This is a genomic window from Nonomuraea soli, from assembly GCF_013761175.1.
Lineage (GTDB): Bacteria > Actinomycetota > Actinomycetes > Streptosporangiales > Streptosporangiaceae > Nonomuraea > Nonomuraea soli.
Map to the genome: position 1 here is coordinate 466152 of NZ_JACDUR010000004.1, position 12866 is coordinate 479017.

The window sequence follows — 12866 nt, forward strand, 5'->3', positions numbered from 1 at the left end:
ACGCCGCGGGCTCTCGTAGTGCGACTCAGATGCCGCTGGGCTCTCGCGAGGTGACTCAGACGCCGAGGGCCGAAGGAAGCCCGAGCTCGCGCAGGAAGAGCGCCTCCGTCGTCGCGGTGCGGCGCAGCTCCTCGAGATCGAGCCGCTCGTTGGGCGCGTGGATGTTGGCCGCTTCGTCCTCCGCGCCGAACAGCAGGATCTCCGCCAGCGGGAACTGCTTGAGCAGCGTGTTCACCAGCGGGATCGACCCGCCCGCGCCCACGTCGCGCGGGGCACGGCCGAAGGCGCGCTCCATGGCGCGGTTGAGTGCCGAGCGTGCCTTGCCGCCCGAGTCGGCCTGGAAGCCCGACCCGACCGTCAGGTCGCCGAACGACACCTGCACGCCCCACGGCGCCACCTGGCGCAGGAACTCCATGACCGCCTCGGAGGTGGTCTTGGGATCGCCGGACGGAGGAACGCGGACGGTCACGCGGGCACGCGCGACCGGCTGGACGGCGTTGACGGCGCCCGAGACGGTCGGCACGTCGAGGCCGGTGACCGTGATCGCGTAGGAGGCCCACAGACGGTCGGCGAGCGAGCCGGAGCCGACCAGCGATACACCGTCGATCACCCCGGCGACCTCGCGGAACTCCTCCTCCGACGGCCCCTGGCCGAGGAAGGCGCCACGGGGCAGGCCCGGCACGCGGATGTCGCCGTTGTCGTCGTGGAGCGCGGTGAGCATGCGCATCAGCGCGGCGAGCGCGTCGGGCGCCGCACCGCCGAAGGAGCCGCTGTGCAGGGCCTCCTTGAGCGAGCGCACCTCGATGGTGAAGGCCGCCATGCCGCGCAGCGAGGTCGTCACCGACGGGTCGCCGACCTTCGGGTTGCCGGTGTCGGCGACCACGATGGCGTCGGCGCGCAGCAGCTCGGGGTTCTGCTCGACGAAGGCCTCCAGGCGCTCGCCGGCGTACTCCTCCTGGCCCTCGATGATGACCTTGATGTTGACCGGGAAGTGGCCCTGGAAGGCGCGCAACGCGGTGACGTGGGAGATGATGCCGGACTTGTCGTCGGCAGCCCCGCGGCCGAAGAGCTGGCCGTCGATGAGGGTCGGCTCGAAGGGCGGGGTGCGCCAGTTGGCCGGGTCGCCGGCGGGCTGCACGTCGTAGTGCGCGTACAGCAGCACGGTCGGGGCGCCGGCCGGGCCCTGTGCCTCGCCGTAGACGGCGGGGAAGCTGCCCTCCACCGGGATCTGCTGCACGTGGTGCAGGCCCACGGAACGCAGCAGTTCCTCGGTCACGGCCGCGGCGGCGAGGACGGGCTCCTCCGGGTGGCCGGGAAAGGCCACCGACGGGATGGCGACAAGGCGCTTGAGCTCCTCGACAGCCTGGGGCATCGCCGCGGCGACAGCGCTCTCGATCTGGTCAGGTGTCACCGGACTAATCTCCCGGATCGTTCTCGTCGTTGAGTTCGGTACGTCTCATTGGATCACACACGGTTACCCAGCGTGCAAATCGGGTTGACTCGCCGAACAAATCTACCTGCGGATTTCGTTGCCGTTACAAGTCGAGATTGCGGATACCTGTTTTCTTGCAGAGTGTTGCCACGCTTTCGCTTGGCAATACCGGCTGTGACCAGGCACACTGTGGGAAGTTCGACACAAGGGAAGATACAGATGAGCGCACAGCAGGCGGCTCAGGACCATCTCTGGCTCCACTTCACACGGCACTCCGGCGGCAAGATCCCCATGATCGTGAGGGGTGAGGGTTCCTACATCTGGGACGCCGACGGCAAGCGTTACCTCGACGGACTGGCGGGCCTGTTCGTGGTCCAGGCCGGACACGGGCGCTCCGAGCTGGCCGAGGCGGCCGCCAAGCAGGCCCAGGAGCTGGCCTTCTTCCCCCTGTGGTCCTACGCCCACCCCAAGGCGGCGGAACTGGCCGCGCGCATCGCGGAGCAGACGCCGGGCGAGCTGAACCGGGTCTTCTTCACCACCGGAGGCGGCGAGGCCGTCGAGACCGCGTGGAAGCTGGCCAAGCAGTACTTCAAGATGGTCGGCAAGCCGCTGAAGCACAAGGTCATCAGCCGCCAGATCGCCTACCACGGCACCACCCAGGGCGCCCTGTCGATCACCGGCGTGCCCTTCTTCAAGCAGATGTTCGAGCCGCTGGTGCCGGGACGCGTCGCCGTACCCAACACCAACCACTACCGGGCCGACGAGATCACCGGCGTGCCGGGCATGACGCCCGAGCAGTACGGCATCTGGGCCGCCGACCGCGTCGCCCGCGCCATCGAGATGGAGGGCCCCGACACGGTGGCCGCCGTCTTCGCCGAGCCGGTGCAGAACGCGGGCGGCTGCTTCCCGCCGCCGCCCGGCTACTTCCAGCGGCTGCGCGAGATCTGCGACCACTACGACGTGCTGCTGGTCTCCGACGAGGTCATCTGCGCGTTCGGCCGGCTCGGGACGATGTTCGGCGGGCAGAAGTTCGACTACGTGCCCGACATCATCACCTGTGCCAAGGGCCTGACCAGCGGTTACTCGCCTCTTGGGGCGATGATCGCGCACGAGCGGCTGTTCGAGCCGTTCAAGGGCGAGGGCGAGATGTTCGCCCACGGTTACACCTTCGGCGGCCACCCGGTCTCCGCCGCGGTCGCGCTGGCCAACCTCGACATCTTCGAGCGCGAGGACCTGCTCGGGCATGTCACCCGCAACGAGCCCGTCTTCCGGCAGACGCTGGAGAAGCTGTACGACCTGCCCATCGTGGGTGACGTGCGCGGCTCCGGCTTCTTCTGGGGCATCGAGCTGGTCAAGGACAAGACGACCAAGGAGACCTTCAACGCCGAGGAGTCGGAGCGGCTGATCAGAGGCATGCTCAGCCACTCCCTGTTCGACGCGGGCCTGTACTGCCGCGCGGATGACCGGGGCGACCCCGTCATCCAGCTGTCCCCCCCGCTGATCGCGGGCCCGAAGGAATTCGACGAGATGGAATCCATCCTGAGAAGAGTTCTTTCGGACATCTGGGCCAAGTTGTAAAATTCTTTCAACGACGAAAGAGGAACCGAGATGAAGATCGGCGTCCCCGCCGAGGTGAAGAACCACGAATACCGTGTCGCCGCCACCCCCGCCGGCGTGCACGAGCTGGTTCGCCACGGCCACGAGGTCCATGTCCAGCGGGGTGCCGGTCTGGGCTCGCACATCACGGACGAGGAGTACCTCGCCGTGGGCGCCAAGATCGTCGACACCGCCGACGCGACCTGGGCGGAAGCCGAGATGGTGCTCAAGGTCAAGGAGCCCATCGCCGAGGAGTTCCACCGGCTGCGCGACGACCTCGTGCTCTTCACCTACCTTCACCTGGCCGCCGGCGCCGACTGCGCGAGCGCGCTGCTCGGCGCGGGCACCACGGGCATCGCCTACGAGACCGTCCAGGTCGGCCACGCCCTGCCGCTGCTGGCCCCGATGTCCGAGGTCGCGGGCCGGCTGGCCCCGCAGGTCGGCGCCTACAACCTGATGCGCTTCAACGGCGGGCGCGGCGTGCTGCCCGGCGGCGTGCCCGGCGTGGCTCCCGCCAAGGTGGTCGTCATTGGCGGCGGCGTCTCCGGTCTCAACTCCGCGCAGATCGCCGTCGGCATGGGCGCCGACGTCACCGTGCTCGACACCAACATCGACCGGCTGCGCTTCATCGACGCCATCTACCAGGGCCGCCTGAAGACCCTCGTCTCCAACTCGCTCACCATCGAGCAGGAGGTGCTCCAGGCCGACCTGGTCATCGGCGCCGTGCTCATCCCGGGCGCCAAGGCCCCGACGCTGGTCTCCAACGAGCTGGTCTCCCGCATGAAGCCGGGCTCCGTGCTCGTCGACATCGCCATCGACCAGGGCGGCTGCTTCGAGGACTCGCGTCCCACCACGCACGCCGAGCCAACCTACAAGGTGCACAACTCGGTCTTCTACTGCGTGGCCAACATGCCGGGCTCGGTGGCCAACACCTCGACCTACGCGCTGACCAACGCGACCCTGCCCTACGCGGTCAAGCTGGCCGACCTGGGCTGGCGCGAGGCGCTGCGGATGGACCCGGCGCTGGCGCTCGGGCTCAACACCCACGCGGGCGCGCTCACCAACGAGCCGGTCGCCGAGGCCCTGGGCCTGCCGTACACCCCGGTCTCCGAGGTGCTGGCCGCCTAGTAGCCGGTGTTACGCACGATCTCGTCAGGGGTGAGCTGCTCGCGCGCCGTGGTCACCGACCACCGGTGGCCGAAGGGGTCCCGCAGGACTCCGTAGCGCTCACCCCAGAACATCTCCTGCACCGGCATGAGCACCTCGGCCCCGGCGTCGATCGCGTTGCGCGCGACCGCGTCGGGGTCGTCGACCTCCAGCAGGATCATCACCGGGCTGCCCCCGACGGTCGGCGGCGCCAGGGCGCCCAGCTCGGGCGTCTCCTCGCTCACCAGCAGCCGTCCCGCGCCCACCTGCAGCTCGACGAAGAGGATCACCCCGTTGGGCAGCGTGTTGCGGAAGACCTCCACCGCCCCGAAGGCCTCGCGGTAGAACTCCACGGCCCGGTCGGTGCCCAGCACGAACAGGTGGGGGCTCAGCCCCGTCGGCCTGATCGACGTCATGTCACTCCCGCCTCCCTGGCGGCCTCCACCATGCGCGTGAGCAGCGCGACCTCGGATCTCAAGGTCTGCTCGCCCGGCCCGGTGAGGCGGTAGTAGCGGCGGCGCGCGTCGTGCGGCGCGCCGGGGTCGTCCTCGTCGGTCTCCTCCACCAGCCCGTCGGCCAGCAGCCGGCTGATGGTGCGATACAGCGTGCCGGGACCCAGCCTGACGGCCCCGTCGCTGACCTGCTCGACGAACCGCATCACCGCATACCCGTGGGCGGGACCCTTGGCCAGGGCCAGCAGGACATGGAATCCGGCGCCGGTCAGCATGTTGACACGATAACACCACGATGGTTATATCCAAGTTGGGTATAACCACGAGGAGGACATCATGGCTATCTCCGTCAGCCAGGTCTCGCTCTACTACCAGGACCAGGACGCCGCGCTGCGCTTCTGGACCGACCAGGTGGGCTTCGAGGTCGCCACCGACCTGCCGTACGGTCACGACCGCTGGATCGAGGTGGCCCCGCCCGGCGGGGGAGTGCGGCTGGTCCTCTACAAGGCCGCGCCCGACTGGCCGACGCTGTCGTCGGACAAGCCCAACTACGTGCTCTTCGAGACCGACGACCTCGTCAAGACCCACGAGGAGCTCAGCGCGCGCGGCGTGCGGTTCACGATGGAGCCCAGGCAGGAGGGCTGGGGCTGGTCCGCGGTCTTCACCGACCCCGAGGGCCACCTGTTCCACCTCGGCCAGAAGCGCTAGCGGCTCTCCAGCTTGCCGCGCAGCCGGCGTGCCGTCGCCAGCACGTGCTCGATCTCGGTACGGCTCGGCCACGGCGCGGTGCCCGGCCGCAGCAACGTGGCCCTGACCGCGGCCAGGTGCTCGACGGCCGCGGCGTGCAGCCCGCTGCGCTGGGTCAGCCACGCCACCACGTCCGCGTGATCACGCAGCGGCCGGGTGACCAGGTCCCACGTGCCCAGGATCTCCGTCAGATCGGGTACGGCCAGCGGCACCGCTCCGCGCCTCCCGGTCGCCGCCGCGGCGAGTTCCGCCCGCGCGGTCAGCTCGGGCTCGGCCAGCCGGTCCCACGTCGGCGGGGGCGGATCGGCCAGCCACTGCTCGGCCTCCTGGGGCCGTCCGGTGGCGGTCAGCAGCCCGCCCAGCTCCATCGCAGCCCGGTGGTGCCCGGCCAGCGCGGCCTGGCGGAACCAGTGCTGCCCGCCCGCCAGGTCTCCGTTCTCGGCGATGAGCAGCAGCCCGAAATTGAACGCCGACTCGGCGTCGCCGCTGGCCGCGGCCCGTCCGAACCAGTGGCTGGCGCCCGCCGAGTCGGCCAGCTCCACGCAGACGAAGCCGGCCATGCGCTGGTCCTCCAGCCGCCCGGCCGCCGCGGCTCGCTCGAACCAGGCCAGCGCCGTGCGCAGATCCCTGCGTGACAACGCGATCCCGCCCAGCTGCGATGCCGAGCCCGGGTGCTCGCTCTTGGCCGCCAGCCGGTAGAAGGCCTCGGCACCCTCCGGGTCGCGCCGTGCCTGCAGCAGGAGTCCGAGGTGGTAGGCCGCCTCCGCGTGCCCGCTGCGCGCGGCGTACTCCCACCACTGGGCCGTGTCACCCTCCTCGCCTGCGGAGTAGGCCAGGAACCCCAGGTCGTGGGCGGAGGCCACGTCGCCCTCCGCCGCCGCCCGCCGGTGCCACTCGCGCGCGATGGGCAGCTCGCCGGCGTCCTCGCAGATCAGCGCCAGCCGCCTGGCCGCGGTGCGCGACCCCGCGTGCGCGGCGCGCTCGAACCACACCCGCGCGCCGCTCAGGTCGCCGCGCTGCTCCAGCAGGAGGGTGGCCAGGCTGAGCGCCGCCTCGGTGTCGCCCATGCCCGCGGCCAGCTCGTACCAGGTGACGGCCTCTTCCAGGCTGCCGTGCTTCTCGTGCCAGACCCCCAGATTGAACGAGCTGTCGACGTTGCCGGAGGCCGCCGCGCGCTCCCACCAGTGACGGGCCGCCGCCCGGTCGCCGCGGGCCGCGTAGAGCTTGCCCAGCCGGTGCGCGGCCGTGGCGTCACCCCGCTGCGCCGCTGCCAGCAGCTCGGGTTCGTCTCCCGTTCGTGGCGCGGGAACGGCCGCGGTCGCCTGCTCCGCCTGCTCCGGCTGCTCGGTCTGCCACCACGACATGTGCCCCTCCCCGGGTGTGATGGACAGGGTGACATGTGACGGCATGGTTGCGGAGCGTAATCACCGTATTTTCTCGCTCCGACTTTTCCTGTTGTCAGCTTTTCTTGTGATATTCCCGAGGCGCGATATTTGTTATGAGGCTGTTGTTTCCGTAGGAAATGATGTGGCCCCTTGGATCGATCCAGAGGGGTATCAGTGAAATCGTTGATAGTGGCGTTGCGCCGGGTGGGGGGAACCTTGGCCGCCATGGCCCTGGTCTCCGGCGCGCTCGCCTCGGGAGCTGCCGCAGCGCCGACACCGGTGGTGTTCGGTGCGGCCACCGCCACGCCCAAGACCCAGACCGTCGAGTGCCCGACCACCGTGAAGCTGACCACCACGGCCAAGGTCAAGGCGCCCGTGACGCTCGCCTACCAGTGGGTCTTCGCGAATGGCACCAAGAGCGCTGTGAAGCAGTACAAAATTGGCGGAAAGGGCATAAAGCCCATTCGTCTCACCACGACCGTAAAGGTCACCGGTGACGCCAAGGGCTGGGGCGCGGTCCGCGTGATCTCGCCGGTCAAGAAGGTCTCCAAGAAGGCCTGGTTCGCCGTTTCCTGCACCGGCGCCGACGCGCACACGGGCGGGTCCACCTGGGTGGGCACGACCTACGTGCACGAGCCGGAGAAGCCCTCCACGACGGCGCCGGCCGCCAACCCGGTCACCACGGTCAACCTGACAGCCGCGCCGAAGGACTACGCCGGCCGCTGCCCGACCGACGTGGCGCTCACGGCGAGCTTCCTGTTCGCCGCCTCGGCCAAGCCGTTCGTCGTGACCTACCGCCTTCGTGACTCCCTCGGGAACACCGGCCAGTGGCGCACCATGAACGTGGCCGCCGGGCCCGTCGCGGCGCGCACCGTCGACCTGGGCAAGATCAAGACCGCCAAGTCCGGCTGGCACCAGGTCGAGGTCGGCCAGTCCAACGGGCTGCTCTCCAACCGGGCCACCCACACGATCGTCTGTGGCGTGCCCGCGGTCACCCTGAACAAGGCCCAGGCCTACCCCGGCCAGACCGTCACCGTCACCGCCGCCTTCGTCGGCTCCGACGTCAAGACGATCTCCTCCAAGGCGTTCACCCCCGAGACCCACACCGCCCCGGCGGGCAAGCGCGACTACACCTTCGACGCCACGGTCTCGCCGGCCCTGGGCGAGCACGAGGTCAAGGCGGTCTTCGCCGACGGCGACACCGCCACGGCCAAGCTCACCGTCGTGGCCGACCCCAGCCCGGTCAAGGGCGTCAAGCTCACCCTCGACCCGGCCGCCCACGAGGGCCGCTGCCCGATCAAGGTCAAGGTCGGCGCGACCTTCGACCTGACCGGCTACCCCGCCCAGGCGCTGTCGATCAAGTGGCGCCCGGCCGGCGCCGAGCAGTGGAAGACGCTCGCCGTGCCCGCCGGCCACGGCGGCAGCTTCACCGCCCAGCTCGACGAGCTGACCGTCACCGAGAGCAAGAAGGGCGCCTACCGGATCGAGATCCAGCAGGCCGACAACCTCAAGTCCAACGAGGTGCCCTTCGAGTACCTGTGCGGTGAGCCGTCCATCACGCTGTCCGCGCCCACCGCCCACCCGGGCGACACGGTCAAGGTCACCGTGAAGGGCTTCGGCTCCGACGTGAAGACCGTCACCTCCAAGGCCTTCACGCCCGAGCTGCACACCGCTCCGGCGGGCAAGCGCGAGTGGTCCTTCGACGCCATCGTCTCCGCCGCCCTGGGCGAGCACGAGGTCAAGGCGGTCTTCGCCGACAACGACACCGTGAGCGCCAAGCTCAAGGTGGAGCCGGTGCCGAACCCGGTGCAGAAGTTCACCGTCGATGTCGATCCGGCCACCTACGTGGGCAAGTGCCCGACCGACCTCGAGGTCACGGCCAAGCTCGCGGGCATCCCCGCCGGGGTGAACAGCATCCAGTACAAGCGCGTCGGCACCGACACGTGGACCACGCTGGCCATCCCCGCCGGGCACGCCGAGCCGTACGTGGTCCAGCTGCCCTCGCTGCGCTACACCGAGTCCGGCAAGGCGAGCGTGCAGTACGTGATCAACCAGCCGGACAAGCTGGAGTCCAACACCGAGCACGTCGTGGTCACCTGCGGAGAGCCGACGATCACGCTGAGCAAGTCGGAGGCCTACCCCGGTGACCAGGTGAAGGTCACGGTCAACGGGTTCGACTCCGACATCAGGAAGATCTACTCGGACGCCTTCGAGCCGTCCACCCGCGACCCGCTCGGCACGCCGCGCACCTACGAGTACGTGGCCGTCGTCAGCGACGAGCTGGGCACGCACACCGTCACCGCCGAGACCTACAACGGCGGCAAGGCGACCGCGACCATCAAGGTCGTCCCCGACCCCAACAAGGTCAAGGGCGTGCACATCTGGTTCGGCGACGACGACTACAAGGGCCGCTGCCCGGTGTCGCTGCCGCTCACCGTCAAGTTCACCGGCCTGCCCAGGGGCAAGCAGACGATCCAGTACCGGATCGCCGGCACCACGGCGTGGCAGTCGGTGGAGGTGAACCCGGTGCTGGGGGTCGCCGTCGAGACGGTGCGGGTCCCGGTGACGCAGTCGGGCAAGGGCTCGGTGAAGATCGAGATCAACCAGCCCGACAAGCTGACCTCCAACGCCGAGGGCTACGAGGTCGAGTGCGTGCAGCCGAGCATCACGCTGCGCCCGGCCGTCACCCGCGCGGGCGGCGAGGTCGAGGTTGAGGTGAAGGGCATCGACTCCAAGGTCGTCCGCGTCTACTCCGAGGCGTTCGACCCGAAGGAGTACAAGCCCAAGTACCCCGACGAGTACTACGAGCGTGACCACACGGTCGGCTCCAAGGTCGCGCCCGGCACCTACGAGGTGAGCGCCACGCTCGCCGACGGCACCGTGCTCAAGGCCCAGCTCACCGTGGCGCCTCCGCAGGTCAAGAGCATCGCGTTCGCGACCAGCCCGACCGTGCCGACGAACAACAAGATGGCCTGCGGCACCGTGGTGACGGTGAAGGCCACACTCACGCTCGCCGCCCCGGCGAGCGCGGCGCAGGCCGTGTTGTGGAAGTCCGACAGGGACAACGCCTGGAAGACGGCCACCGTGCCGGCGGGCCAGACGTCGGTCACAGTCGACGTGCTGTCGTACACGGTCACCAAGAGCAAGCCGGACGACAAGTTCATCGACGTCTCCGTCAACCAGGCGGACGACATCAGCGAGACCTTCAAGTTCGAGCCGTACTGCCAGTAGTGAACCTGATGAAGCCGCTGTACATCCCCATCGAGCACGTGTAACGCAGCGTGCCGGGAGGCTGGGGCGGTAGCCGGACGATCGCCGGGAGCGCGTAGTCGCGACCGGCGATCGTCACGGTCCTGGTGCACCCCGCCTCGTGCGTCTTGAAGACCAGCTCCACGGCCTGCCCCGCGGGGGCGGTGACGAGGGCGGGGCGGTAGCCGGTGCCGGTGGCCCAGATGGTGAGCGGCCCCGTCGAGGCCGCCGCCGGGGCGGGCGTCCGGGGCAGCCAGCCGCCGAGGCTGAGACCGGAGCCGATCGTCCACACGCCCACGGCGAAGGCCGCGACCCCGGTCAGCAGGGCCAGGCGGGTCTGGGAGATCCTGCGCAGGATCACGCCCAGCAAGGCGAAGGCGGGAGCGGTGCCCGCGACGAATCCGGCCATCACGGCGGCGCCGCCGAGCGCGGATCCGCTGGAGACGGCGACCATCTCCATGCCGAGCGTCACGCCGCAGGGGATCAGGATCGTGGCCGCGCCCAGGAGCAGCGCGCTCCTGCCGAGGTGCCGGGGCGGCTCGTGCGGGGCGCATCCCGACTTCTCGCGTCTGATGAGGCGGACGGCGAAGACCAGCACCGTCAGTCCCGCCACGACGAGCAGGACCGCGCGAACCCGCGGAGACAGGGTGATCGCCGACCCGGCCAGGCCGAGCAGCGCTCCGGCCAGCACGTGCGAGATCAGGCGGCCGGTGAGGAAGCGGCCCAGGACCATCGGATCGGCCCGGGGCGGGCGGCAGGAGGCGCAGCAGCCACCGCCGCACCGATCCGTACGATCCACCAGGCCCACCAGGAGGCCGCCCTGCACCGCCGTACAGGACGCGGTCCCCGCGACCAGGCCGGCTGCCAGCCCGCTCACGAACAGCGAGACCGGCTCCACGCGCTCAGTGCACGACGGTCAGGTTGTCCAGGCTGCCGTTCTTGGCCAGTTCGACGATCGAGCCGAACTGGTCGAGGCTCATCTCCACCCGCTGGCCGAAATCGTCGGTGATGACGACCTGCTTCTCCTCGGGGGCCGCCGGGTCGAAGAACAACTCGGGGCATCCGCAACTGCACTGGCCGCAGAACCTGGCGATCGACTGCATCTCGTCCCTCGCTTCTCGATGTAGTCCTGTACGGAAGGTAACCGCGGCGCCTGACTGCGGCCAGTAACAGTTGTTTCACCCCCTGGAACGGTTAGGTCCGGGCTCCCTTGAGCACGGAAACCTTCTCGAAGTACTCGTCGTCGCTCATCTCGCCGCGGGCGTACCTTTCGGCGAGGATCTGCTCCGCGCCCGCGATCGGGCTGGAGGCGGCCGGTGTACGGCGGCGCCACCGGGTGATGAAGAAGGCGGCCAGGGCCACCCAGACAAGCGGGACGATCGGCCAGAAGAAACCCCAGTGTGCGTGCATCTCTTTCCTCCTTTGACGTACTCCAAGGGTCGCCGCCGGGACCGCGCGCGACATCGGCTCGCGGGCTCGTCGTGGTGTGCGACCGGGGTGGTGCATGAGCGGCCGTCCGGCTCCTCCCGCGGTCGTAGACGGACCTCAGGGTTCTCGGGGCAGGGCCCTGATAAATGAGTGGCAGCCCGCGTGAATGGCGGGTTACCTTTTACCCATCGAACGCGACGAAAAGGAAAGAGGAAACGTGGAAGCCATGACCGCGCGAATCCTCGCGGAGGCCCGCGGGTAGCTCACACGCTCCCTCACCGGCCGCCGCGGACCCCTTGTCCGGGCGGCTTTTTCGTTGCCCCGCAGACAACTCCATAACCGGAGAACGAGCTCTTCCGCTCTCCGATGGCTGCCCGCTTCCCGCAATCCACACTGCGGGTACGGCAGAGCCCGTGGGCACACTACCGCGACGGGCAAAACGTTCGGGCTGATGGTGAAACAGGAATCACACCTGCCTTGCAAGCAGGAATTCGGGGTTCGATTCCCCGCCGGTCCACGATCCCGCGGCCTGCCGTACGGTCAACGCACCGGGCGGCGGCGCGATGGAACCACGGACACCGTCCTCAGCCGTCCAAGGTGAAATCGCGGGCCGCGGGACCGCACGGCCCGTTGGTCCAGTGGTGAGGACGCCTGACTCTCAATCAGGAGGCCACCGGTTCGAATCCGGTACGGGCTGCACGACGCTCGGTGGTGCAAGGGTGGCACGCAGGCCTCATAAGCCTGAGGTTCGGGGTTCGAGTCCCTGCCGAGCGACCTGTCACAACCAGCCCGGCTTGACCAGGCCGGACTCGTAGGCGATCACGACGAGCTGCGCCCGGTCGCGGGCGTGCAGCTTCATCATCGTCCGGCTGACGTGGGTCTTGGCCGTCGCGGGCGACATGAACAGCTTCGCCGCGATCTCGTCGTTCGTCATGCCCGTGCCCACCAGCGACAGGACCTCGCGTTCCCGCTCGGTGAGCTGGTCGAGGCCGGTCATCTCCATCGGCTCCTTGGCGCGCGAGGCGTACTCGGCGATCAGCCGCCGGGTGACGCTCGGCGACAGCAGCGCGTCGCCCGAGGCGACCACGCGCACCGCCTGGATGAGCTCGGTCGGCTCGGTGTCCTTGACGAGGAAGCCGCTGGCGCCGCCGCGCAGCGCCTCGAAGACGTACTCGTCGAGCTCGAACGTGGTCAGGATGATGATGCGCGGGCCCTCGGGCATCTGCCGGGTGGCGGTCAGGCCGTCGGTGCCCGGCATGCGGATGTCCATGAGCACCACGTCGGGCTGGTGCTGGGCGGCCAGCCGCACGGCCTCGGCGCCGTCGGAGGCCTCGGCCACCACGGTCATGTCGGGCTGGGCGTCGAGCAGGGCCTTGAATCCGGCGCGGACCAGGGCCTGGTCGTCGGCGAGCAGCAGCTTGATCATGGTCG

General features: G+C 69.4%; 12 protein-coding genes and 3 tRNA genes. 7 read left to right on the forward strand and 8 right to left on the reverse strand.

What is annotated here, in order from left to right; genetic code table 11:
* Nucleotides 1-55: 55 nt before the first annotated feature.
* Nucleotides 56-1411, reverse strand: a complete 1356-nt coding sequence (locus HNR30_RS20605; protein WP_181611527.1) for a dipeptidase — start codon at nucleotides 1409-1411, stop codon at nucleotides 56-58.
* A 240-nt stretch (nucleotides 1412-1651) separates the two neighbouring features.
* Here HNR30_RS20605 and HNR30_RS20610 point away from each other — a divergent pair, with 240 nt between their 5' ends.
* Together HNR30_RS20610 and ald are read left to right on the forward strand one after the other, a co-directional pair.
* Nucleotides 1652-3010: an aspartate aminotransferase family protein gene (locus tag HNR30_RS20610; protein ID WP_181611528.1), complete on the forward strand. Its 1359-nt coding sequence runs from the start codon at nucleotides 1652-1654 to the stop codon at nucleotides 3008-3010.
* A gap of 30 nt (nucleotides 3011-3040) precedes the next feature.
* Nucleotides 3041-4156 carry an alanine dehydrogenase gene (gene ald / locus HNR30_RS20615; protein ID WP_181611529.1) on the forward strand — a complete coding sequence of 372 codons (1116 nt, stop codon included), beginning with the start codon at nucleotides 3041-3043 and terminating at the stop codon, nucleotides 4154-4156.
* Here the strand turns inward: ald and HNR30_RS20620 are convergent.
* Together HNR30_RS20620 and HNR30_RS20625 are read right to left on the reverse strand one after the other, a co-directional pair.
* Entirely contained in the window at nucleotides 4153-4590 is a 438-nt protein-coding gene (locus HNR30_RS20620; protein WP_181611530.1) for a VOC family protein, read from the reverse strand. The genes ald and HNR30_RS20620 overlap by 4 nt on opposite strands.
* Nucleotides 4587-4901 (reverse strand): PadR family transcriptional regulator, encoded by a 315-nt coding sequence (locus HNR30_RS20625; RefSeq protein WP_181611531.1) that lies wholly within the window; start codon nucleotides 4899-4901, stop codon nucleotides 4587-4589. Before HNR30_RS20625 ends, HNR30_RS20620 begins: the two co-directional genes overlap by 4 nt.
* A gap of 61 nt (nucleotides 4902-4962) precedes the next feature.
* Here HNR30_RS20625 and HNR30_RS20630 point away from each other — a divergent pair, with 61 nt between their 5' ends.
* The gene (locus HNR30_RS20630) at nucleotides 4963-5334 is read left to right on the forward strand and encodes a VOC family protein (protein WP_181611532.1); all 372 of its coding nucleotides are present in this window, start codon (nucleotides 4963-4965) and stop codon (nucleotides 5332-5334) included.
* Here HNR30_RS20630 and HNR30_RS20635 read toward each other — a convergent pair.
* Nucleotides 5331-6782 (reverse strand): SEL1-like repeat protein, encoded by a 1452-nt coding sequence (locus HNR30_RS20635; protein ID WP_220133792.1) that lies wholly within the window; start codon nucleotides 6780-6782, stop codon nucleotides 5331-5333. The genes HNR30_RS20630 and HNR30_RS20635 overlap by 4 nt on opposite strands.
* Nucleotides 6783-6932: 150 nt before the next feature.
* Here HNR30_RS20635 and HNR30_RS20640 point away from each other — a divergent pair, with 150 nt between their 5' ends.
* The gene (locus HNR30_RS20640) at nucleotides 6933-9989 is read left to right on the forward strand and encodes a hypothetical protein (RefSeq protein WP_181611533.1); all 3057 of its coding nucleotides are present in this window, start codon (nucleotides 6933-6935) and stop codon (nucleotides 9987-9989) included.
* Here the strand turns inward: HNR30_RS20640 and HNR30_RS20645 are convergent.
* The 3 genes from HNR30_RS20645 to HNR30_RS20655 all read right to left on the reverse strand — a co-directional run bounded on the left by HNR30_RS20645 (nucleotide 9964) and on the right by HNR30_RS20655 (nucleotide 11417).
* Nucleotides 9964-10905 (reverse strand): sulfite exporter TauE/SafE family protein, encoded by a 942-nt coding sequence (locus HNR30_RS20645; protein WP_181611534.1) that lies wholly within the window; start codon nucleotides 10903-10905, stop codon nucleotides 9964-9966. The two genes, HNR30_RS20640 and HNR30_RS20645, sit on opposite strands and share 26 nt — an antisense overlap.
* Nucleotides 10906-10909: 4 nt before the next feature.
* On the reverse strand, nucleotides 10910-11110 hold the full coding sequence (locus tag HNR30_RS20650) for a hypothetical protein (RefSeq protein WP_181611535.1): 201 nt from the start codon (nucleotides 11108-11110) through the stop codon (nucleotides 10910-10912).
* Between the two features lie 91 nt (nucleotides 11111-11201).
* Complete coding sequence (locus HNR30_RS20655) at nucleotides 11202-11417, reverse strand: SHOCT domain-containing protein (protein ID WP_181611536.1); 216 nt, start codon at nucleotides 11415-11417, stop codon at nucleotides 11202-11204.
* Between the two features lie 463 nt (nucleotides 11418-11880).
* On the opposite strand from HNR30_RS20655, the gene HNR30_RS20660 reads away from it, so the two are divergent.
* The 3 genes from HNR30_RS20660 (at nucleotide 11881) to HNR30_RS20670 (ending at nucleotide 12209) form a co-directional block, all read left to right on the forward strand.
* Nucleotides 11881-11952 (forward strand) — tRNA-Ala (locus HNR30_RS20660).
* 107 nt (nucleotides 11953-12059) lie between these two features.
* A tRNA-Glu gene (locus tag HNR30_RS20665) sits at nucleotides 12060-12132 on the forward strand.
* A gap of 5 nt (nucleotides 12133-12137) precedes the next feature.
* Nucleotides 12138-12209 (forward strand) — tRNA-Met (locus HNR30_RS20670).
* Nucleotides 12210-12213: 4 nt separating this feature from the next.
* Here HNR30_RS20670 and HNR30_RS20675 read toward each other — a convergent pair.
* The gene (locus HNR30_RS20675; RefSeq protein ID WP_181611537.1) at nucleotides 12214-12861 is read right to left on the reverse strand and encodes a response regulator transcription factor; all 648 of its coding nucleotides are present in this window, start codon (nucleotides 12859-12861) and stop codon (nucleotides 12214-12216) included.
* Nucleotides 12862-12866 lie beyond the last annotated feature (5 nt).